At 62.0% G+C, this 19341-nt stretch carries 18 protein-coding genes; 10 read left to right on the top strand and 8 right to left on the bottom strand.

Translation table 11 applies throughout. The features are described from left to right. Nucleotides 1-12 precede the first annotated feature (12 nt). From glgX to A3AS_RS50020, 5 genes are all read left to right on the top strand, one after another. Nucleotides 13-2250, top strand: coding sequence for a glycogen debranching protein GlgX (gene glgX / locus A3AS_RS0118570; protein ID WP_018319073.1), 2238 nt, complete (start codon nucleotides 13-15; stop codon nucleotides 2248-2250). Nucleotides 2251-2271: 21 nt separating this feature from the next. Then, nucleotides 2272-3183 carry a DUF72 domain-containing protein gene (locus A3AS_RS0118565; RefSeq protein ID WP_049814914.1) on the top strand — a complete coding sequence of 304 codons (912 nt, stop codon included), beginning with the start codon at nucleotides 2272-2274 and terminating at the stop codon, nucleotides 3181-3183. Nucleotides 3184-3260: 77 nt separating this feature from the next. Next, on the top strand, nucleotides 3261-3506 hold the full coding sequence (locus A3AS_RS43545) for a hypothetical protein (protein WP_063707569.1): 246 nt from the start codon (nucleotides 3261-3263) through the stop codon (nucleotides 3504-3506). 302 nt (nucleotides 3507-3808) lie between these two features. Next, the gene (locus tag A3AS_RS47300; RefSeq protein WP_157644291.1) at nucleotides 3809-3988 is read left to right on the top strand and encodes a hypothetical protein; all 180 of its coding nucleotides are present in this window, start codon (nucleotides 3809-3811) and stop codon (nucleotides 3986-3988) included. 242 nt (nucleotides 3989-4230) lie between these two features. Beyond that, a complete protein-coding gene (locus A3AS_RS50020) occupies nucleotides 4231-4485 on the top strand; it encodes a DUF2934 domain-containing protein (RefSeq protein WP_018319070.1) in 255 nt (84 codons plus the stop codon). 1136 nt (nucleotides 4486-5621) lie between these two features. On the opposite strand, the gene A3AS_RS45165 is transcribed toward A3AS_RS50020, so the two are convergent. The 5 genes from A3AS_RS45165 to A3AS_RS0118530 form a co-directional block, all read right to left on the bottom strand. Then, nucleotides 5622-5810, bottom strand: a complete 189-nt coding sequence (locus A3AS_RS45165) for a hypothetical protein (RefSeq protein WP_084674845.1) — start codon at nucleotides 5808-5810, stop codon at nucleotides 5622-5624. Between the two features lie 213 nt (nucleotides 5811-6023). Continuing rightward, nucleotides 6024-6752, bottom strand: coding sequence for a hypothetical protein (locus tag A3AS_RS0118545; protein ID WP_018319068.1), 729 nt, complete (start codon nucleotides 6750-6752; stop codon nucleotides 6024-6026). After that, the gene (locus A3AS_RS0118540) at nucleotides 6749-7165 is read right to left on the bottom strand and encodes a phage holin family protein (RefSeq protein WP_018319067.1); all 417 of its coding nucleotides are present in this window, start codon (nucleotides 7163-7165) and stop codon (nucleotides 6749-6751) included. Before A3AS_RS0118540 ends, A3AS_RS0118545 begins: the two co-directional genes overlap by 4 nt. After that, the gene (locus A3AS_RS0118535) at nucleotides 7162-7818 is read right to left on the bottom strand and encodes a hypothetical protein (protein WP_018319066.1); all 657 of its coding nucleotides are present in this window, start codon (nucleotides 7816-7818) and stop codon (nucleotides 7162-7164) included. Before A3AS_RS0118535 ends, A3AS_RS0118540 begins: the two co-directional genes overlap by 4 nt. After that, complete coding sequence (locus A3AS_RS0118530) at nucleotides 7815-8786, bottom strand: DUF3618 domain-containing protein (protein WP_245283214.1); 972 nt, start codon at nucleotides 8784-8786, stop codon at nucleotides 7815-7817. Before A3AS_RS0118530 ends, A3AS_RS0118535 begins: the two co-directional genes overlap by 4 nt. Nucleotides 8787-9090: 304 nt before the next feature. Between A3AS_RS0118530 and A3AS_RS0118525 the strand changes: the two genes are divergently transcribed. After that, the gene (locus tag A3AS_RS0118525) at nucleotides 9091-10485 is read left to right on the top strand and encodes a carbohydrate porin (RefSeq protein ID WP_018319065.1); all 1395 of its coding nucleotides are present in this window, start codon (nucleotides 9091-9093) and stop codon (nucleotides 10483-10485) included. A 570-nt stretch (nucleotides 10486-11055) separates the two neighbouring features. Here the strand turns inward: A3AS_RS0118525 and A3AS_RS48345 are convergent. Next, nucleotides 11056-11223 carry a hypothetical protein gene (locus tag A3AS_RS48345; RefSeq protein WP_018319064.1) on the bottom strand — a complete coding sequence of 56 codons (168 nt, stop codon included), beginning with the start codon at nucleotides 11221-11223 and terminating at the stop codon, nucleotides 11056-11058. A gap of 403 nt (nucleotides 11224-11626) precedes the next feature. Between A3AS_RS48345 and A3AS_RS49045 the strand changes: the two genes are divergently transcribed. Then, nucleotides 11627-11824: a hypothetical protein gene (locus tag A3AS_RS49045; protein WP_018319063.1), complete on the top strand. Its 198-nt coding sequence runs from the start codon at nucleotides 11627-11629 to the stop codon at nucleotides 11822-11824. Nucleotides 11825-12551: 727 nt separating this feature from the next. Further along, a complete protein-coding gene (locus A3AS_RS0118505) occupies nucleotides 12552-12917 on the top strand; it encodes a response regulator (RefSeq protein WP_018319061.1) in 366 nt (121 codons plus the stop codon). Nucleotides 12918-12957: 40 nt separating this feature from the next. Here the strand turns inward: A3AS_RS0118505 and A3AS_RS0118500 are convergent, their stop codons facing one another. After that, a complete protein-coding gene (locus tag A3AS_RS0118500) occupies nucleotides 12958-15951 on the bottom strand; it encodes an EAL domain-containing protein (protein ID WP_245283212.1) in 2994 nt (997 codons plus the stop codon). A 280-nt stretch (nucleotides 15952-16231) separates the two neighbouring features. Continuing rightward, nucleotides 16232-16522 carry a hypothetical protein gene (locus tag A3AS_RS0118495; RefSeq protein WP_018319059.1) on the bottom strand — a complete coding sequence of 97 codons (291 nt, stop codon included), beginning with the start codon at nucleotides 16520-16522 and terminating at the stop codon, nucleotides 16232-16234. A gap of 792 nt (nucleotides 16523-17314) precedes the next feature. On the opposite strand from A3AS_RS0118495, the gene A3AS_RS49040 reads away from it, so the two are divergent. Together A3AS_RS49040 and A3AS_RS0118470 are read left to right on the top strand one after the other, a co-directional pair. After that, nucleotides 17315-17650 carry a hypothetical protein gene (locus A3AS_RS49040; RefSeq protein ID WP_018319055.1) on the top strand — a complete coding sequence of 112 codons (336 nt, stop codon included), beginning with the start codon at nucleotides 17315-17317 and terminating at the stop codon, nucleotides 17648-17650. After that, the gene (locus A3AS_RS0118470) at nucleotides 17637-19319 is read left to right on the top strand and encodes a DNA polymerase/3'-5' exonuclease PolX (RefSeq protein ID WP_018319054.1); all 1683 of its coding nucleotides are present in this window, start codon (nucleotides 17637-17639) and stop codon (nucleotides 19317-19319) included. The genes A3AS_RS49040 and A3AS_RS0118470 overlap by 14 nt, the downstream gene beginning before the upstream one ends. Nucleotides 19320-19341 lie beyond the last annotated feature (22 nt).

Here is a 19341-nt window from a genome sequence, read left to right as displayed (position 1 = left end):
TCGGGGGCAGACATGGATCAAAAAACGCAATCAGACGACGCCCTGACGCGGGCGGCGTCGAGCCTGCGCCGATCCCGGATCACCGAGGGCAAACCGTTTCCGCTCGGCGCCACCTGGGACGGCCTTGGCGTCAACTTCGCCCTATTCTCGGCACACGCCACCAAAGTGGAGCTCTGCCTATTCGACGACGAGGGCGAAACCGAGCTCGAGCGGATCGAGCTGCCGGAATACACCGATGAAGTCTGGCACGGCTATCTACCCTCGGCCCGCCCCGGCACCGTCTACGGCTATCGCGTCCACGGCCCCTATGAGCCTGACGCCGGACACCGCTTCAATCCCAACAAGCTCCTGCTCGATCCCTATGCCAAGCAGTTGGTCGGGCAACTGCGCTGGGGACCCGAACTGTTCGGCTACCAGCTCGATCACGCCGACAAGGACCTCTCCTTCGACGAGCGCGATAGCGCGCCGCTGATGCAGAAGTGCCGTGTCATCGATCCCGCCTTCACCTGGGGCGCGGCGCGCAAGCCCGAAGTGCCGTGGGAACGGACGATCGTCTACGAGATGCACGTGAAGGGTTTTACCCAGCTGCACCCGCTGGTGCCGGAGGCAGACCGCGGCACCTTCTCGGGGCTCGCGCATTCGGAAATCCCCGCCTATTTGCGCTCCCTGGGAATCACCAGCGCAGAGCTGCTGCCGATCCATGCCTTCGTCGACGACAGCTATCTGGTCGACAAAGGCCTACTCAATTACTGGGGCTACAATTCCATCGCGTTCTTCGCCCCGGAGCCGCGTTACCTAAAGACGCCGTTCGCGAATGAATTCAAGGAAATGGTCAACCAGTTCCACGCCCACGGCATCGAGGTCATCCTCGACGTCGTCTACAATCACACCGCGGAAGGTAACGAACTCGGCCCGACCTTGTCGTTCAAGGGCATCGACAACGCCAGCTATTACCGCTTGCTGCCGGACCAGAAGCGCTACTACATCAATGATACCGGCACCGGAAATACGGTGAACCTGTCGCATCCACGGGTGCTGCAACTGGTTGCGGATTCCTTGCGCTATTGGGCGACGGAGATGCGGGTCGACGGTTTCCGCTTCGACCTCGCCACCATCCTTGCGCGCGAGCCCTATGGCTTCGACGAAGGCGGCGGCTTCCTCGACGCCTGCCGACAGGATCCGGTGCTGTCCAGCGTCAAACTGATCGCCGAGCCCTGGGACATCGGCCCCGGCGGTTACCAGGTCGGCCAGTTCCCGCCCGGCTGGGCCGAGTGGAACGACAAGTTCAGGGACACCGTCCGCGCCTTCTGGAAAGGTGACGACGGCACGGTGGCGGATCTCGCCAAGCGGGTGTCAGGGTCGGGCGATCTCTTCAACAAGCGCGGACGTCGCCCCTGGGCCAGCGTCAACTTCGTCACGGCCCATGACGGCTTCAACCTCAATGATCTCGTGTCGTACAACGACAAGCACAATGAGGCTAACGGGGAGGACAATCGGGACGGCCACAGCAACAACCATTCCTGGAATTGCGGCAGTGAAGGCCCTACGGACGATCCGGAGATCACGGCGCTGCGCGAACGCCAGAAGCGCAACCTGCTCGCGACGATGCTGCTGTCCCACGGCACGCCGATGCTGCTTGCGGGGGATGAGTTCGGGCACACTCAGAACGGCAACAACAATGCCTATGCCCAGGACAACGAGACCACCTGGCTCAACTGGATGGGTATAACGGCAAATGGCCGCAATCTGCGCGAATTCGCGCGCAAGCTGATTGCGACGCGCAAAGCCTTCCCGATCCTCTATCGCAGCCGGTTCCTGGTCGGCTCCCATAATGAAGAACTCGACGTCAAGGACGTGACCTGGCTGTCACCTTCCGGCGAAGAGATGACGGAGGAGCAATGGCAGGACGGCAACGCCAAGTGCTTTGGCATGCTGCTCGACGGGCGCGCCCAGGAGACCGGCATCAAACGCCGCGGCTCGGATGCGACGATGCTTCTGGTGTACAACGCGCACCATGATGTCGTAAACTTCAGCCTGCCTGCGGTAGCCGATGGCATCAGCTGGTTGGGCTTGATCGACACCAACCGGCCCGACGCGCGAATGGCAGAATTTGAGTTCGAGCACGCTTACGAAGTTACCGGGCGGTCCTTCTTGGTATTCGGGCTTGCCAACAATAATATCGGGACGCGGCGCCTACGGGAGGGCCTCGGCGCCCTGCTGGATATCGCTGACACACCTATATCCGGCTAGACTTCGCGACGGACGCCTTTAGTGTCTCCTGCTCCGAAAGACCTGACACCGGATGAACGACGCGAGCGGCGCCGGATTCGCCGGGAAAAGCAGCGGGAGGATAATATCCTGCGCGCAGCAAAGATGCACCGCGTTAGGCTAAAGATGGAGAGCGAGGGGCTTCCGCCACCGCCTGATTTGCAGAAAACCGTCTTCGTAGGCTGTTCCGGCTGGCGCTACTGGAAATGGCGGGATTCATTTTACGCATCAGTGCCGCAACCGAACTGGTTCGCGCATTACGCCTCCGTGTTCGATACAGTCGAGATCAATGCATCCTTTTACTCATGGCCTACCATTGCGAATGTTCAGGCCTGGCGCCGCCAGCCCGGCGGCAAGGGCGTCGTTTACACCGTAAAGGTTTGCGAACTCATCACCCATGTCAAAAAGTTCAAGGGCACGAAAACACTGATCAGGGATTTTGGCATCATCGCGGACATCCTTGGCGAGCAGATGGGCTGCTTTCTGTTCCAGCTCCCCCCGAGCTACCGATACACGAAGGCCCGCCTCGCTGCGATCGTGAGCCAGCTTGATCCTAAGCGCCGCAACGCTCTCGAGTTCAGAAACAAGAGCTGGTGGAATGAGGAAGTCTATCGTGCCCTGCGCAATGCCGGGATCATCTTCTGCTCCTGCAGCGGTCCGCGGCTTCCTGACGAACTCGTCCGGACAGCGGATGAGGTTTACGTACGACTCCATGGACCCGAGCGCTGGTATCACCACAATTACTCGGACGAAGAACTTCTGAAATGGGCGAGCAGGATCAAGGGGAGCGGCGCCAAGAGAGCCTGGATTTATTTCAACAACGACTACGACGCTCATGCGCCTGATAATGCGAAAACCCTGTATCGCATGCTGGCGCCGTTCGGGCTCAAACGGATGGCCCCCCGTCCCGCTTAGGAACCTGGCCGGCACCGGATGCTTACCTTCCTAATGGCGGGGCTGCAGAAACCCCAGCAAAGCCAGTCGGAGTGCGTATGCTTTTTTGGTTTTCAGCGCTGACACTCATGGCCGATGCCCTAGAGGTCATGCATATGCGCCTCCGGCAGATGGCCGTGGGAAACGGCACGTCTGACGAAATGTTTCTCATGGTAACGGAGAAGCTAGACGCCGCCTCGGAGGCCGGTTCGATTTTCATGCGCGGCGACGACTGGGGCCACGTTCTAGACCATTACAGGAAGATCGTCGCAGCGAATGTCGAGCGACTGTCGGCCAGGCGATAGGAACGCCGTGGATACCGCGCTTCAGATATTTTGAAGATCTTCTTTCGGTCTTGCCCGCTCTGTTTCTGCCATTGACCGGGTATGGGCCCAGGGCAAGGGCACACGCCGGGTTCATCCCACATCGCGTCGGCCGCAGAGCGGAACTCTCAAAGCGAGGAATGTGTTTCCGGATGCGAGATGAGAGTGCATTGGCGCCGAATTTTCGGAGCCCGGGTCCACGCCGAGCGCGCTCGACCGAAAGTCCCCGGTTCTAGCCGCAGTGCCCCCGGAAGAAGAGGGCGGCTAAGAAGTGGAGCGCCTGCGTGCAGGTCGAGAAAAAGGAAGAAGGCCGCGAGAAGCACGTGGCGAAGAAAATTGCGAAACGAACAAAGATCGGGGGGCGTCAAGCCGCGCAGCGCATCCAGGCGCTTGCTTCACCCCTTGTGCTGTGCTCCACCCCCCTCTTTCATTGCAGCAGTTCGCAGATCACGCAAAATGGCTGATCGCGGGCGTGCGGGTCCCAGGCGTCTTGATATGCGCAGACCGAACACTTTATATCCGACAGGTCCGCTATGTCGCGCACCACTGCACCCTCGCGCCGGTGGCGTTGTAGACCGCATTCGCGACCGCCGCCGCCGCGCCGTCGAACCGGCGTCGGGATCATCATCAGGCATGTCGGGTCAAACGCACTACCTGAACCTAATGATGTGGGACGTGAACGCGGAGACGCCATGAAGGCTAGGCTATGAAACACCTCGACGATAACGACGTCAGAGAACGTGCTTTCCTTATCTGGAAACAAGCTGGCGAGCCCAGTGGCAAAATGGCCGAGTTTTGGTACGAAGCCGAGCGCCAACTTGAGCAGGAACGTCTCAAAGAGCTCGGGGCTGCCGGTGAGCTACCTAGGATTCTGGCAAGCCCATCTTCCGCGCCACGGCCTGCAGTGCGGCGGCATACTGAGGATCTCCGCTCACCTGATCGGTCGGCGTCGGCAGATTGAAACACAAGGCAGGCTCCGCCGCGTCGTCGTCCAATTTTGCAACAACTGGCTCAGGCCGATACGCAGCGACGCTTGGCTCCGAATATAGTTGGTCAATCTCAGCATGGGTAAGACGCATGACCATCCCGTAAACCCTGCCGTCCTTGGCTGGAACGAGCGTAGCGCGCTCACCAAGTCTCAGCTCGAAGCCCTCCACACGAGTCCGCCTGATGTCCAATGGGCGCAGCTCTTTAGCTTCGAGGCATCCGGATCCATGAAAAGACCATAAAAGAAAACGGTGACGTGCTCTGCCATGCCGGCGCCTATTTGCCCTTCGCCGATTCCAAGTTACCGAACATGCAGAGCTATGTGGCTTCGGGGTCCGTCGAGAAGCACGTTGACCTGTTGCCCTCGCCCGGCAAAGAACACCTCTTAGCTTAACTGACTTGCGCTTTGTCTTTTAGGCGCTCGATAAGCGTTTCTGCGTCTTCTTTAGTGTCGGCGAGCTTAGGCTCGTCGGACCTGAGAGAAAGGAAAAGCCGCCCGGAGGCGGCTAGTTTCGGACTTCATTCTTTTGCTTATTTCTTGAGGGTATTAGCCGTGTCCCGCGCGGCGTCCTTCACGTCTCCTGCAACGTTGTGGGCGGCGCCCTTTACATGTTCGCGGTCCATGATCGTTACCCTTTCTTCTCCGGAAGACGAGCACAACGAAATCATTGCGTGGTCGTTCCTGCGCGACGTGAACCGCTCTTGCATCAAGACCTAGCTGCACCGGGCTTGCCCCAAACGCCGGTGCTCTCGTCGACGGAAACGGCGCCTCGGTTCAAGTCCGGGGTGCTGGGCGTGGTCTTGGCCGGCGAGGACGGTTGCGGTGGGCGACAACGCTCGGGTTCTGCTCCCGTGCTCATGTCGCGCTTTGCGGCCTCTGTAAATGACCAGTGCATAAGTTGGCGGCCCGATGGCGAATCGAAAACACGTTCGGCGCGGAGGTAATGGGGGTACGCTTGGGGCTTCGGACGTCCGGGACTACCCCCTCGGAAGTGTCTAACTGCGTTCAGGCTCGAAGCGCCTTCTTTTAGCGAGGGCAGATCTATCCTTCGTGCGTAAAGGCCTCCAGTCAATGCGAAGGCCTTTTGTCGGGAAGCCGCCAGAGGTCATTTACCCTTTTTGTTTCTCATCTGCGCTCTTATCATCGGAGCTTTTAGAGCGTTCTTCGAAACGATCAGCGCCCTTAGCTAGATCGTGCCCCATCTTGCTCTCGGTTTTCGCTTCTTCCTTGGAAGCTGCTTCGCGTAGGCCCTCAGCGGCCCGTTCCCCTGCCTTTGATGATTTTCGTTCGTCACCCATTTGCGGCTCCTTCCTCTACAGACCCTTCCAGGAAACTTCGTAGTCGTTACGGCTTGAACGTGCCAACGTTCCAATCAGATCGCTTCGCCATCGAAACGCGAGCATGCCTCAAAAGGCGGTAATCGATCGCGTTCCGCGGCTCATGGTGTTCAGCTCCTAATTCCGACGGGGCAGTAGCGCGTGAGAGGGAGGCCGTACCGGGGCCCCCGTCCCTCACAACTGCTTGGCTTTTTCCTTGGCGGCGTGAGCGGCTTCAGTTCCCGCTTGCTTCATGCGATCGACCGCTTCGGCTCCAATGTCACTCGCTTCGACAGCGATCGTGTCAGCAGCTTCGCGCAGCGCCTGCGATACAGCGGTCCCGCGTCTGCTCAAGTCATCCTTCACTTGGTCGCTGACTTTGCCGACGTAGTCGTCTTCAATCTGGGTCGTTCTGAACGCGCCTGCGAGTGCAGCGCCGACCGCCAGGCCGATGGCGCCGACGACCAGCGGCTGGCGCTCCATAAGCTCGCCGAGTGAAGACTGAGCTTTTGCCAGGCTGTCTCCTGCCGGCAGGGGATTGCCCATCCTAGCAAACTGTTCGCGGGCATAAGCTACGCCCTCGTCAAACCGGTCGCGGACCCGGTCTACCGTTTCAGACATCGAGTCGGCTGTCGTTTGCGCGGCATCGCGTGAGGTCCCTGCCGTGCCGACCCCTTCATGATCCATCTCCGGTGCGGTTGGTGGCGCCGCGGTCCGCTGCAATCCCGTGGCCGCAGCCCTCAAATTGCTGGCACCGCTATCGACCACACCGGATGCAACGTTGGCGGCGGATTGGGCAGCACCCTTCAACTTGTCGTCGCCGACAAGCAGCCAGAGTGCTCCGCCCCCGATAAGCGCGGCTGAAAGCGGGTTTTCTCGGGCTGCGGCAAGGAGACTGTCAAAAAAACCGGTTTGCGCGCTCATCGCACCATTCCCTTCACAGTGTCTTTGTCCTTTTCAAGCTGCCGTATGGTCTCCTGCGGCGTGAGGCTACGCGCGTCCAGCCGCTTCATACCAACCGCAAACAAAGCGCCGGATATGGCAGCGGCGACGATCGCCGACGTCAGGTAGGCTAATGTCGGCGACCATCCGGCACTGATCAACGCGGTTGACAACGCGAACAGCGCCATCACGATGGCGGGGATGACAAGAGCCGCGCCGCCGGCCAGAAGCCCCAATGCTCCACCGAGCTTTTGAACCTTCTCACCAAGTTCAGCCTTCGCCAGGTCGACCTCATTCTGGAAAAGCTTCGCAACCTGAGCCATTGCGTCGCCGACAAGGCCCGAGATGTTGTGAAGATCGCTTTTCCCGGTTTCGATATCGTGCTGGATGCTCATGATGCGCTGCCGCCGCCCGGGTTCGGTCGCTGACCTGTGGATCCAATAGAGGTCTGCCCACCGACCCCCTCGCTTGCGTAAGCCGTCCGAGCCCCGGACGCACCAGGTTCCTCACCGGTTTGCGTACTAGCCCGCTGCGATGTGGAGGAGCCGCCTGAAGCCTTCAGGAAGCGCACAGCGGCGAACCCAGCCAAAACAGAAAGGCCGAGAAATGCCGCGGGTTGCCGCTTCGCAAAATCAGTCGCCCCGTCGACGAGGTCGCGGAAGCTGCCATCGCGAACCTTCGCGGCCGCGTCTTCCACGTAGTCGGCAGCTGACTTTATGCCGCGTGCGGCAAATGGCACGTCAGTTTCGAATGCTCCGGCAGCCTGGCGGAAGTTGCCCGCCAAGCGCTCGATGAAATCAGCACCGGTCTGTTGCTGCTCCCGTGCCCGTTCCTGGATCTGGTCGGCAGTGCCGCTGGTGACATTCTTGGCTGCATCGGTGGCTTCGCTGAACTTTTCCCGCGCCATGTCCGCCGATGCTTGCAGGGCTTCTCCGGCGCGCTGCTTCATCTCGGCCCCTGCGTCGCCGATCTGATCCTTCAGGCCGCTGGAGGAGCTGCTCTTGCCTTTATTGAAGTTAGTCGGCTTGACCACATCTGAATCGCTCATGCTGTGTCTCTCAAGTGCTGGATTTTGGGGAAGGACTGAATGCTGCATCGACAAGCCTCGGCGGCCGCTTCCTTGAGGTTGTCGGCCAGATTACGGGTCATACGGCTCGCGTGCCGCCCAAGGTCAGCGTCACTCACGCTTCTTATGGCCGCATCGGCCGCAGACATCGACGCGTCCTTGGCCGCCTCGAAACCGGATTGCGCGGCCTCGCCTGCCGCGCGCTTCAGGCTGTCGCTGGCCGGCCCCGCCGTCCGGTCCTCGAACTTCGTTTCCGGAAGTGCGGCCGCGATGATGGCGCCGATGGCGATGCCGAGTCCTCCGATCAGCGCGGCGTTATCACCGATGATCTGACGGGCCTGTCCCGGGGCGGCGGTAGCCGAGTCCTTGATGGCGTCCATTCCTCCGGTGATCTTGTCACCGATCGTCCCTGCGGCCTCCGTTGCCCGAGACTTGAGGTCGTCGGTCGCAGTCTTGGCCGCGTCCATCGCGTCGTTGACCGCACCGGCGGCACGTCCCTGGGACTCGGACAGTTTCGCCTCCGCCCCACCTCTCGCTTCTTGAATTCTCTCGGCGGTTTGGTCGATGACCCGACCGGCACCATCCAACACGGGCGATACGGCTGCAGCAGCCCGGTCGCGCACGCTCTTGGAGGTAAGTGCAAGGCCAGCAGCGATCATGAGAAGCGGCAGGGGCACCCCTCTCGCCAGTCGCAGCAGCGGCACGGCTACCGCGGCACCGGCCGCGCGCATGGGGTTATCCATCGCCTGCTGTTTGAGTCCCTCGACCCAGCCTTGGGCCTTGTCGCTCACGTAGCCGGACATTTCCGATTTGACGTGTTCAGGCGAGGCCAGGTGGCGCAGATCCCGCGTCGTGTCCGATATCCCCTGCTTCAGACCGCCGACCGTCGCCGCCAACTCCGCCCGGTTACGCTCGGACTCCCGTCGTGGCTCCTCCACCGATCGCGTCATCTCACCCTCTTGTCTTCTTTGATTGTGCTTCGAGGACGAACTCCCCCTTTATTGGATGGTTCCTAGTCGCCCCAGCCGACGCCGTCCGTTATCGAGGGATGAGTTCTCCCCATGCCGGTTGCCGCAAAACCGACTGCGGCGGTCTCGATAGCCGCGCTCGTTCGAGCTTTGCTCGGCAGAGGATCCCAAGCCCCAGCGGCAGCTTTCTCGAAGGAGGAGGAGCCGCGGGTGCCCCTTGAGTTTGCCGTTGGAGCGTGTCCCAATGCGCCCGTCCTGCCGAGTCCTCGAAGCCGCCCGATTGAACATGTCCTTTAGATGTCTGGCGCTGGCGATCCTTCTGGCGGGTCTTCTCGTAGGCTCCCACGCCTTCGCGCAGGAGGACAAGAAGACCGACGATGACAAGCCCGCCGATCCCGATACCGGCGAAAGCACCGTCGAGGAGAAGACCCTTGGGCTTCTGCCGAACCCATTCCAAAACTACGGGATCAAGTTCGCCGCGACCTATATCGGGGAGATGCTGGGGAATGTCTCGGGCGGACTGAAGCAGGGAGCGATTTACGAAGGCCGGTTGAACCTCGCAGTGGACGTCGACCTGCAGAAGCTCGTCGGCATCGACAAGCTCACGTTCCACGCCAACATGTTCCAGATCCATGGCGACGGACTGTCGCGCAACTATCTCGACAACTTCTTCGTCGTCAGCGGCATCGAAGCCTTGCCTTCGACACGCCTTTACGAGGCCTACTTCGAAAAGCAGTGGGGCGGCAAGAAGGTCTCCCTCAAGTTCGGGCAGCTCGCAGCCGACAGCGAGTTCTTCAACACGAAATACAGCGACGTTTTCACCAATGCCTCGATGGGCTGGCCGGCGATCACATCGCTCGACCTCCTCAGCGGCGGTCCGTCGCCGCCGTTGGCGGCAATGGGCACCCGGCTGCTCGTTAACATCACCGATCAGCTCTCCGTCCTTGGAGGCATCTTCGACGGCAACCAGGCCGGTCCGGGACCGGGCGATCCGCAAGAACGTAACCGATATGGCGTCAACTTTCGGACCAACGATCCGCCTCTGCTGGTCGGCCAGATCCAGTACGCCTGGAACAACAAGAAGGGTGATCCCAACCTGACCGGCCAGATCAAGTTCGGCGGGTGGCGTCACTTCGGGCCGTTCTCTGATCTTCAACTCGCCAGCAACGGCGTTTCCCTAGCGGCGCCGACCAGCAGCGGCACTCCACTCACGTTGGCGGGCGACGTCGGCGCATGGGCGGTCTTCGAGCAGCAGCTGTATCGCGTGCCTAAGAGCGACGACCGCGGAATCGGCGTCTTCGCCCGCGTCTCCGGTGCCCCCGCCGTTCGCAACCTGATCGATCTCTACGCGGACGCGGGGCTCGAATTCATCGGCCTCAACGACAAACGGCCCGACGACAAGTTCGGCATCGCGGCTGGCTACGCGCACGTCTCGAAGCGCGCCCAGGCGCTCGACTTAGACTATCGCGCGCTGGCCGGTCCCGCGTGGCCGATGCGCAGCTTCGAAGGGCTTTTGACGGCTGTATACCAGTATCAGCTGAGGGACGGCTGGGCCCTTCAGCCCAATTTCCAATACGTCATCCGGCCGGGCGGCGGAGCGACGGACCCGACGGGCCCCATGCCCGGCAGAGCGCTAAAGAATGCGTCCGTCTTCGGCCTGCGCACGACGTTGAAATTCTAGTGAGCTGCGATTTGCGTGCGCCGGATGCTCAAGGTGAAAGATCACATTTGGCCGCACGAGATCACAAGGATGGAAAGAGGTATTCGTTCTGCCCGGATTGAAGCGACGCGAGCTGCCATGTCGGTCAAAGACTCCACAGAACAGCTCGAAGAATTGGCTTGCATCAAAAAGGCTGCACGACCCACTCGCCGCGCGTCCGGAGCAGGAAATCATCGCCGAGCTCGGAGCGGCGCTCTCCAGGGGCGGCCCCCTGCACAGAAGGGTAGCCCAGCTGTAGGGAGACGACTTGCGCCGACGCGACGTAGGGAGGGACCGATGGACGTCGCCTATCACGTAGCGCTACCCTTCGTGGTGGCGGACGACGGCCTCGCTCCAGGCGAGGCGGTGGAACGCATGAGCGAATGCGGCGGGAAAGCGCGCAGAGGCGCTCTCGCGACAGCCTGGCTGCGTCGGCGAGCTCGCGTTCAACCGGACTGGGGGTCCGACCACCGGCGAGTTCGGCGACGCCACACTGATCCGGAAGGTCCGCACGTGCCGGACGATCATAGCGCTTTGACGGGCGACCTCGGTTCACTCGTCGTTCAGACCGGTCGCAACTTTCGGATCGAGCAGGTTTAGCGCGGTTTCGATCTGGGCGAGCAATGCCTGGATTTCCTCGCGCTCGTTCGGCCCAAGATCACTCTCGAGCCGCTCCAATAGTGCCTGCTTCCGCGCGAGCAGCTTTGCGACCGTCGACATGGCGACTCCCGATCTTTGACATTTACAAACGAACTGATGCGCCGACGACGAACTTGCCAGTCCTGGCTTTGCGAGGCCCCCGACCAGACTACGCTTGAGCACTATTTTGCCGGCGGCCGCAGTGGACCGTCCACCCATTTCCGGGCGGCGGGATCGTGCAGCGGATCGTCGTCGCACTCGGGACAGATATAGCGCTCTCCGTGTCTGCCGGCCTCGTGGCGTGCGAGCTTCATCGGCCGCCCACAGTGGGGGCACGGCTTCCGGATAGGGTGCAACAGCGACATTGGACTCCCCCGCCAGGGATCAGCCTAGTGCCGTTTACCCGGGGCGCACAAGCGATGTCTTGACGTGGGCATCGCTGACCATCGAAGATGAGCATTCGGTCATATAGTGGGGTGGCGTCATGGAAGAGTTCTACAGCGGCTTCGCGCAGCAAGCTCGCGACTTGGCGGAGAAGGCAGATCCGTTCACACGCAGAAGGCTGCTCGATTTGGCCAAAAGGTACGACGCCAAGAGCAGACCCGCCGGCGGCGCCCGGCCGCTGCCACCCCCACGCACCAGCCCCCCCTCGACGCTCTTCTCCGGTCCCGGCGAAGCATGAGGAAAGGCGGGCCCGCAGAGGTCAGGTGCGACCTCCGCGGCCATACCTGGGCATCAGCCGGCGCACGAGACCGAAGCGGGCCGCAGGATCTTTCTGGTCGGCTGTACGTAGTGCCGCGCCAAGGGAAGCATACCCCAAGCGGAGGGAACTTTATCCCGCTGCTCCGACGGTTACTCCCGAGCGCGGCGCAGAGCCGACTCGAGGGTTTCCCTCTGCTTCTCCTAGCGCCTCTCTGCGACCTCGGCGCGCTCGTCCAACGCCGCGCGCTCAGTTTCGATGGCCGCTTGCCTTCTCCTCGTGCTCCCCCCGAGCCTTGTTATCGCCGCCTGCGCCTTTGCGACCGGCCTCTCCCGCTTCTCACGTGCCTTGGCCGGCGCCGCCTGTTCCCGGCGCCGCTCGGCCCCTCGCGCCACTGCTCCCTTCTCGAACTCCTGCGCGCTTCATTGTCGCTGATTGCGGGTGATGCTCGCTTCGTCGCGTCCGCCGTCTCTATCGCTACGCCCTGATGGAACAAATTGCTCCTCGTGCCCTGGGCTCAAGGGCCGCCTTGATCGATGGTGTTGCCATCGCAAGATCGTAGAACCCGAGCGAGGGTTTGATAGCTTGTGAGTCTTCTTGAGATCGCTTGAACTATCCAGTCACGCCCGCCCGGCGCGCTTCGTCAGGAACGACAACGCAATTGCGCCGTTCGACCTGCGTAGCGAATGTTATCCCAAGTGAGCTGCCAGTGAGCGTACTTCTCGTAGAGGACGATCCCCTGATCCGTGAATTTGTCGTCCAAGCGCTGCGCGATGCAGGCTATCACGTGATCCACGCAAGCACCGGTGAGGAGGCGTTGGAGTGGTGCAAGCGCCACATCGCAGACGTGTTGGTCACCGACGTCAGGCTGCCCGAAAAGTTCGACGGCTGGCAGGTCGCGGAATGCTGCCGCGATAGCGATCCGGAACTGCCCGTCATCTACGCCACGGGCTACTCGCCCACTACACCACATCCCGTGCCGGGCAGCCGCATCCTCAGGAAGCCCTTCCATCCCGACGAGATCGTCCGAATGGTAAAGGAGCTCGGAGGCGACCGGCGCATGCAGCCCGACTAGTCTGGTCCTTGCGCGCCCGGCGCGGCGCGGGTTGCGCCGTTCAAGAGACCACTCGGAGCCGGAGCGCCTTGCCTGTGTTGGTGCCGGCCAAGGCTCCAGGCCGGCCGATCAGATACCCTTGCATCTCATCGCATCGCTGCTGCAGGAGAAGCGACATCTGGGCCTCCGTCTCGATCCCCTCCGCAAGCACCGGCACGCCGAGCCCATGGGCGAGGCCGATGACGGCCCGCACGATCGCGAGCGACCGCGCGCTCTGCCCGAGACGAGCGACGAAGGACCGATCGATCTTGATCCGGTCCAGAGGAAAGGCCTCGATGTATGACAAGGAGGAATAGCCCGTTCCGAAATCGTCCAGCGCGATCGAGATGCCAAGATTTTTGAGCGCCTGTATCGCCTTCCCGGCGCGCGCAATGTCATCGATAAAGACGCCTTCGGTGATCTCAAGCTCCAGCCGGGACGGCGGAAGCCCGCTCTCTCGTAGGGCCTTGCGGACCTGCACATCGAGGTTGTCGCGGCGAAACTGCGCTGCCGAGACGTTGACCGCCACCCTGAGGGGCTGATCCCATGAGGCAGCTTCCTTGCACGCTTCCATCAAGACCCAGTCGTCGATCTGCGCGATCGAGCCGCTCCGCTCCGCCACGGGGATGAACTCCCCGGGTGGGACGATGCCGCGAACCGGATGTCGCCAGCGAACGAGCGCCTCATATCCCGTGACGTGCCCATCCCGATGCTGTTGCGGCTGGTACTCCAGAAAGAGCTCACCGCGCTCGACTGCGAACCGCAGGTCGTGCTCGAGCGCGCGGCGCTCCCGAAGCTGCTGATCCATTGCGCTCGTGAACAGGCGGATCGCGCCCCTGCCCTCATGCTTGGCTCGGTAGAGGGCAGCATCGGCATTCGCCAGCAGCGAGACCGCATCCTGCGCGTCTCTCGGGAATGCGGCCACGCCGATGCAGAGATCGACATTCAGGGCGTGACCCTCGACCTCAATCGGGTGTTCGAAGGCAGCGCGCATCCTGGTCGCCAGCAGTTCCGCGCTGGCCGGCAATGGCAAATGGTCGGTGATACCGATGAACTCGTCGCCCCCTATTCGCGCCACGTATGAACCCTGCGCGGCCTCCTGCAGGCGGCGCGAGGCTTCCCGCAGCACGGCGTCGCCGATTGCGTGGCCGAACTGGTCGTTGATCTCCTTGAAATGGTCGAGATCGATGCAGAGCACGGCGAAGCCGCTGCCGGTGACAAGTGCTCGGTCGATCGCGTCGGCCAGATGCCGATCGAACGCGGTCCTGTTCGGCAATTCGGTCAGCGCGTCGTGGCGGGCGAGATAGCCGATCTTCTCCTGGGTCCGGTTGCGCTCGGTGACGTCGAAGGCGACGCTGACGTGGGCGGCGCGCCCGTGGTAGACGAGCGGCCGGGACTCGATCGCGACCTGGATGACCTCGCCGGATGCGGTCCTTTGCAGCTCGAAATCGCGTTCCGACCCGTCGTCCAGCTCTCCGCACCGGAGCTGCTGCTCCGTCATGAGGAGGAGCTCCTCGCGCCGGTATCCGTAATGTCGGCACATCGCACCGTTCACGGCGATCAGTTGCCGCGTTTTCGAGTCCGCCACCCACATCGGGAGCGGGTTCTCTTCGAAGAGAAGCCGGAAGGACGCCTCGCGGCGCTTCAGGTCGGTAATGTCGATCCTGACACCGATGCTGCCGCCATCGGCGGTCCGTCTCTCCTCGACGCGGATCCAGCGGTCACCGGCCAGATGCTGCTCGTGGGTGTGCCGGGGCAGCATGTGGCGGGCCATGCGCGCGGCGAGCCATTCCTCCTCCCGACCCGCCGCTTCGGGGTACTGTCCTCGCGCGAGCCCGACCCGGAGAATGCTTTCGAATGGCGTCCCGGCCGCAAGAGCCTCCTCGCTCGCCGCGTAGAACTCCGCGTACTGCCGGTTCCAAAGCACCAGCCGGTCATCCTTGTCGAAGACGGCGAGTCCTTCGGGGACGACGTCCAGCGCGTCGGTGAGATGGGTGTGAGCGGCGCGTGCGGCGGCTTCGGCCCGCTCGGCGGCGGCTTTGGCCTCGGCGAGCGCGGCCTCGGTCCGGTGACGCTCCGTGATGTCCTCGTGGGTCGCCACCCAGCCGTTGCCCTCCATGGGGCGATGCCGGATGCGGACAATGCGCCCGTTGGTCAGCTCGACCGTGGTGTCGGATTGCTGAGCGATTACCGGAGCGCTGTTGCGCCAGGTCAGATAGTCCTGCTTGGGCATCTTCGGAGCGCTGCCAGCCGCGTAGCGAAGGTCCACGATATCGTTCAGCCTCATGCCCGGCCGGACCATTTCAGGATCGAGATCGTAGATTTCGAGATACTGGCGATTGCAGACGATCAGGCGCTGATCCTCGTCGAAGAAGCAAAGTCCGTGCGACATGTTGTTCAGTGCCGTGTCGAAGCGCTCGGCGAAGGCGGTCGCGGTCTGCTCCGCCGCCTTCGCCCGCTCGCCCTCTTCCGCCAGCCTGCCGTGGGTCTGGACCAGTTGGACGAACGACCGGAAGTTGGTGTTGATCATCCGTCCGAGCAGAACGAGCAGCAGCAGCAGATTGATCCCGAGCGAGATCATCATCCCGTCTCCGGAAATCAACAGCACCGTTGCGATCGGGGCGCCGGCGATCAGCATCGTCAGCAGGGATGCCGGCGGAAAACTGCCGAGGCAATACGCGGTGCCGACGCAGCCCATGAAGACGAGCAGCGCCACCGGCGCGCGGAGCTCAGGGTCAACGACCCCGAACAGCGCCAGAATCCAGAGCACGAACCCGGCATTGAGCAGGACCGCCACGAGGCGGGTTCTGGCGAGCTGACGGAACGCCTCCTCCGGGCTGAAATCGGCGCCGCTCAAGCGCAGCCATTGGATCAGCCGAACGAGACACACCGCGAGCAGCGCTGTGGGCAGCGCAAATCGCAGCCACGGCGACACCGTGGTCGGGAGCACCAGTCCTACACTGATACTGTCGACGAGCAGGACGGCGTAAAGAACCGGCACCTGCTTGCGCAGCACCCGGAATTGCTCGACGAGCAGCGAACGACCGAGCGGGTCGGTCGTGCTGCCGATCGAAAACGCGCTGCACGTTCGCGAGAGTAGGCCCATCGAAAATGTCCCCAGCCGATCAACAAGCTAGGGGCAGAATGCCGAACGCCACGTAAAGGCGCTTGGTGTCCTGGAGCTTAACGGTTCTGCTGCAATTGCGAAGGAGCGCGCCCGGCCAGCGAACCCCGAAGGAGCCCTGCCATCCGGGCGAGATCGTCCGGATGGCTAGGGCCTCCGCGGGCGATTACCGTCACTTGCGATCGGGCTCCTTGGCAGGCGGACCGCTCTTGTTACCCGGCAGACCTTTGATGTTGGACGTGTCCTGCTGCTGGACTGTTGGATTCTGCTGGTTCGAGCTGGCGCCGACGGTCTCTCCCGGCTTGGCGGCTGGACCATTCTTGTTGCCTGGCTGTCCCGCTATGCCGGCGCCCGAATTCTGTGCGCTCGGAGCGCCGGAGACGTCCGGCTTCGCCGTCTGTGCAAATGCGGCGGGGGCTGAAAGCGCCAGAGCAAAGACCAGCGCGCTCGCAATGGACCTCATGGTGAATCCTCCTCTGAAGGAATTCGGAAGCGCGGTCGCGGCTACCTTCACCCTCGAACGTCGTGTTGCCTCGCGCGTTCCTAGCATGAGCGGCGAGTCGTTCTTCTTTGCGCTGGACTAGCTAGTCGTCAGCCTCCCCCCGGGATCAACGTGCGCAGTCTTCGGGCAAGCCGTGGGCTGACGCCCCTTAGGTGAAATTAGGCAAGGCAGAGAACTGGCACTCTGCTCTCAGATCGGCGCTCGGAGAGCCAATTGACTTCGCCCCCTCGATCGAGCGGTCAATGGCAGGTGCATTGCACAAGTTGTCGTTTAGAACCGGAGTAATCCGAACACAAAAAGCAGCACAACAGTGACGAACGCAGAGATCAGCAGCGAGCCGAGACAGCCCAGGCGGTTCGAGAAGAAGAAGAACATGTTTCAGCACGCCATGATGTTGCACGCCCAAGCCCCCATCGGCACCAGCGTTCGGGAAGGCCTGTCGCGTTCCCCCTTGTTAGTCGGCAGCAAGCGTACTGATCAGTTGAAGCAGGGCCTGGTGTTCGGGCCCGTTTGCGCCAGCACGAAGGAATTGTCCGATCTCGGTCCGCGAGGTTCGTCCGCCAGAGCTGACATTCGGCTCGTGCTCCACCATTGGGGCACCCGATTGCGGATGCCGGACCAGCCGCCAAACATCACCATTCGCGCTTTCGTAGAGAACTCTCGCGGTCATGTCTCTCAACACCTCTGGTTCGGCGGTGTTCCTGGAGCGGGCAGGGTAAGAACCAATTCTGAGGCCGGACGTTGAGTCCACCGATGTCAGACGCTGTTGATTACTTCCGCGCCTACGCTGTCCGGGCCCTGTGCAAGGCTCGTGCGATGCCTCGCGGAAGGATGAAGAAGCTGCAGACCGTGGCCGGGCGAATCTACCACCTGCTCACCAAGGAGGCCGCGTACGGGCCAAACCTACATCATTTGGACGACTTCCGGGCGGCGAAGACGCTCGAGATGTCACTCGATGATGGCCTTACAGGCAAGAAGCGCTCCGACGTCCAGGGATCCGGAGCGCGCATCGTATCTGGCGAGGGTGTACAAGTGGGCCTTTCAAGGAAGGTGGGCGAGAACGGAGATGGATTGAGTGGCCGCCGCTGATTCACGAACCGTGGCGAAGCTCTTACGAGAATATGGGCAGCGCACTGCGTTGCGCGGGGGTAATCCTTATCGCGCCAAGGCGTATTCTCGGGCTGCGGACAGTCTCGCTGCGCTCACGGTCCCGCTGCACGTCTTGATCGAGGAGGATCGCCTGACCGAAATTCCTGGCGTGGGCGATGCTATCGCCGAAATCATCACGAAGCTGCATCGCACAGGTGCCCATCCCAGTTTGGAGAAGCTACGCAAGGAAATTCCCGAGGGCGTTCTCGAGCTATTGACTGTGCCGGGCTTGCGGCCGGACAAGGTGCTTCGACTGCACAACGATCTCGGGATATCTTCCCTTGCAGAATTGGAAACCGCAGCCAGGCAGGATCGCATCAAGAAGGCCAAAGGATTGGGGTCGGCGCTGCAGACCAAGATCCTGCAGAATCTTGCCATAGCGAAAAGCGGTGAAGGCCAATTTCATTTGCACCGCGCCGCCGCCCTACTCGAACATGGGAAGGTATCTCTTCAAAACGCGCGGCCCGACCTGAAGCACGTTACCTTCGCCGGCGATTTTCGGCGCGGCTGCGAACTCGTCGCCGACCTCGCCCTTGTCGCCGAAGCTCAGTCTGCGGAGGACGGGCAGGCTGCCCTCGATGCAGGTGGGCTCAAGGTGCATCTCACCGACCGCAAGCATTTTGGCGCAGCACTGCTGCACGCCACGGGTTCGGCCGAACATATTGCACAGCTCCGGATGCTCGCCGAGCGAAAGGGCATGAAGCTCGACGCCAACGGCCTCCGGAAGGGTCGCCGCCTGATCTCCGCTAACGAACGGGACATCTACGATGCGCTCGAGCTTCCCTTTATCGAGCCCGAATTGCGCGAGGGACGCGGTGAGATTGAGCGTGCTTCAAAGGGAGAGCTGCCGACCCTCGTCACCGATCGGGACCTGCGCGGGATCCTGCATTGCCACACAGATGCCTCCGACGGGACCGAGACCCTCGAGGCCATGGCAAAAGCCACGCTGAAGCGCGGCTTCGAATATTTCGGCGTCGCCGATCACTCGAAGTCAGCGCACTACGCCGGAGGCCTCTCACTGGAGGAAATCAAGGAGCAGCATCGGGAAGCCGACCGGCTCAACAAGAAGTTCGGCAAGGAGTTTCGGATCCTGAAAGGGATCGAATCCGACATCCTGGCAGACGGATCGCTCGACTATCCTGACGACGTGCTAGAAGGCTTCGACTTCGTGGTCGCCAGCATCCATGGACGTTTCAAGCTGGATAGGAACGCCCAGACCGAACGCTTGCTCCGCGCCATCGCCGATCCACACACCACCATCATCGGCCATATGACCGGCCGCCAGCTCCAGCGCCGGCCAGGGTACGAGATCGACGTCGAAAAAGTGCTTCGCTCCTGCGCCAAGCACGACGTCGCGGTCGAGATCAACGCCCATCCGTGGCGGCTGGACCTGGACTGGCGCTGGCATCAGGCGGCGCTCGAATTCGGCTGCATGATGAGCATCAATCCCGACGCGCACTCGATCCCTGAGCTCGATCACATGCATTGGGGTGTCGAGATGGCGCGAAAAGGCGGCGTGCCGGCGAACCGGGTGCTGAATGCAATGCCGCTAGCGAACATCACGCGATACCTTCGCCAGCGACGGCGCGCCTTTGCACGTGCGGCCTGACGGACAATGGCGGGCCTCGCTC

It is taken from the genome of Bradyrhizobium sp. WSM2793, assembly GCF_000379585.1.
In the GTDB taxonomy this organism is placed as follows: Bacteria; Pseudomonadota; Alphaproteobacteria; order Rhizobiales; family Xanthobacteraceae; genus Bradyrhizobium.
The sequence above is the reverse complement of the archived record's forward strand: the minus strand, read 5'-3'. Positions and strand labels throughout refer to the sequence as shown.

Excerpts from the sequence above, each read along its gene's own strand:
- A3AS_RS49040 (WP_018319055.1), top strand. The coding sequence starts at position 17,315 with ATGTCAGACGCTGTTGATTACTTCCGCGCCTACGCTGTCCGGGCCCTG.
- A3AS_RS0118530 (WP_245283214.1), bottom strand. The coding sequence starts at position 8,786 with ATGACGCGATCGGTGGAGGAGCCACGACGGGAGTCCGAGCGTAACCGG.
- A3AS_RS0118545 (WP_018319068.1), bottom strand. The coding sequence starts at position 6,752 with ATGAGCGCGCAAACCGGTTTTTTTGACAGTCTCCTTGCCGCAGCCCGA.
- A3AS_RS45165 (WP_084674845.1), bottom strand. The coding sequence starts at position 5,810 with ATGGGTGACGAACGAAAATCATCAAAGGCAGGGGAACGGGCCGCTGAG.
- A3AS_RS48345 (WP_018319064.1), bottom strand. The coding sequence starts at position 11,223 with ATGTCGACGGTCGCAAAGCTGCTCGCGCGGAAGCAGGCACTATTGGAG.
- A3AS_RS0118535 (WP_018319066.1), bottom strand. The coding sequence starts at position 7,818 with ATGAGCGATTCAGATGTGGTCAAGCCGACTAACTTCAATAAAGGCAAG.
- A3AS_RS50020 (WP_018319070.1), top strand. The coding sequence starts at position 4,231 with ATGAAACACCTCGACGATAACGACGTCAGAGAACGTGCTTTCCTTATC.
- A3AS_RS43545 (WP_063707569.1), top strand. The coding sequence starts at position 3,261 with ATGCTTTTTTGGTTTTCAGCGCTGACACTCATGGCCGATGCCCTAGAG.
- glgX (WP_018319073.1), top strand. The coding sequence starts at position 13 with ATGGATCAAAAAACGCAATCAGACGACGCCCTGACGCGGGCGGCGTCG.
- A3AS_RS0118495 (WP_018319059.1), bottom strand. The coding sequence starts at position 16,522 with ATGAGGTCCATTGCGAGCGCGCTGGTCTTTGCTCTGGCGCTTTCAGCC.
- A3AS_RS0118540 (WP_018319067.1), bottom strand. The coding sequence starts at position 7,165 with ATGAGCATCCAGCACGATATCGAAACCGGGAAAAGCGATCTTCACAAC.
- A3AS_RS0118525 (WP_018319065.1), top strand. The coding sequence starts at position 9,091 with ATGTCCTTTAGATGTCTGGCGCTGGCGATCCTTCTGGCGGGTCTTCTC.
- A3AS_RS49045 (WP_018319063.1), top strand. The coding sequence starts at position 11,627 with ATGGAAGAGTTCTACAGCGGCTTCGCGCAGCAAGCTCGCGACTTGGCG.